This window comes from Bartonella sp. CR84HXZ (genome assembly GCF_042194535.1).
GTDB classification, from domain to species: Bacteria; Pseudomonadota; Alphaproteobacteria; order Rhizobiales; family Rhizobiaceae; genus Bartonella; species Bartonella grahamii.
This window is the reverse complement of record NZ_JBHIMY010000122.1, coordinates 1-651: the sequence shown is the minus strand read 5'-3', so window position 1 is coordinate 651 and position 651 is coordinate 1. Positions and strand designations below refer to the sequence as shown.

The following is a 651-nucleotide window of genomic DNA, read 5'->3' as shown; positions in this document are numbered from 1 at the left end:
ACACTAAGATAAGGAGTTTTCTATGGAAAAGAAATTACCCAAAAGTTATATGACTGATGCTGAACGTGAAGAATTGCGGGCAGGTGGTCTTTCTCAAGACAGTATTTATATGGTTGAAGCAGAAGCAGCTTCCAAGGCGAATGATAACAAAGCAACTTGGGAATGGTTAGCGATGGCTGAATATCCAGCACATGCACTTTTACTTCTTAGACATCAACGTGGAGCGCAATTTATACGTGATATGGGATTTTCTACCAAAAGTGCTGATGAAAAATATGGCCCGGACTGGTTAGATAAAGGTGTTGTAATAGGAGGTCATCATTTCTAATAAATTAGAAGAGCTTTTTTTACAACAAAGTATACTAGTACAAAATCTTGAAAAAACATTAGTATCTCAAAAACTACACAATGTGCGAAGTAATCTATGTGATCATATTCGTGATGTTGGAAAAAGTGGGGATTTATCATCGCTTCTTGATACGGAGAGTGATCTTATAAAGGATGATTTGCTTCGGTATGCTAATAGTAAAGCTATGGCCAGTAGCCTTGAAACAGCATTAACTGAAATAGATGTTGTTAAAGATCACATAAAATTGGTTTCTAATTCTGAGAAATATGATGCGATAAATAGAGGACATAGTCTACCAAAGC

General features: G+C 36.1%; 1 protein-coding gene and 1 pseudogene. Both read left to right on the top strand.

The features are described from left to right. Positions 1-22 precede the first annotated feature (22 nt). On the top strand, positions 23-328 hold the full coding sequence (locus ACFIKD_RS09725) for a hypothetical protein (RefSeq protein ID WP_375647946.1): 306 nt from the start codon (positions 23-25) through the stop codon (positions 326-328). An 82-nt stretch (positions 329-410) separates the two neighbouring features. Beyond that, positions 411-651, top strand: a pseudogene (locus ACFIKD_RS09720) (hypothetical protein); the annotation flags it as partial.

Bases quoted from the DNA above. Each gene is read 5' to 3' on its own strand.
- ACFIKD_RS09725 (WP_375647946.1), top strand. From the start codon at position 23: ATGGAAAAGAAATTACCCAAAAGTTATATGACTGATGCTGAACGTGAA.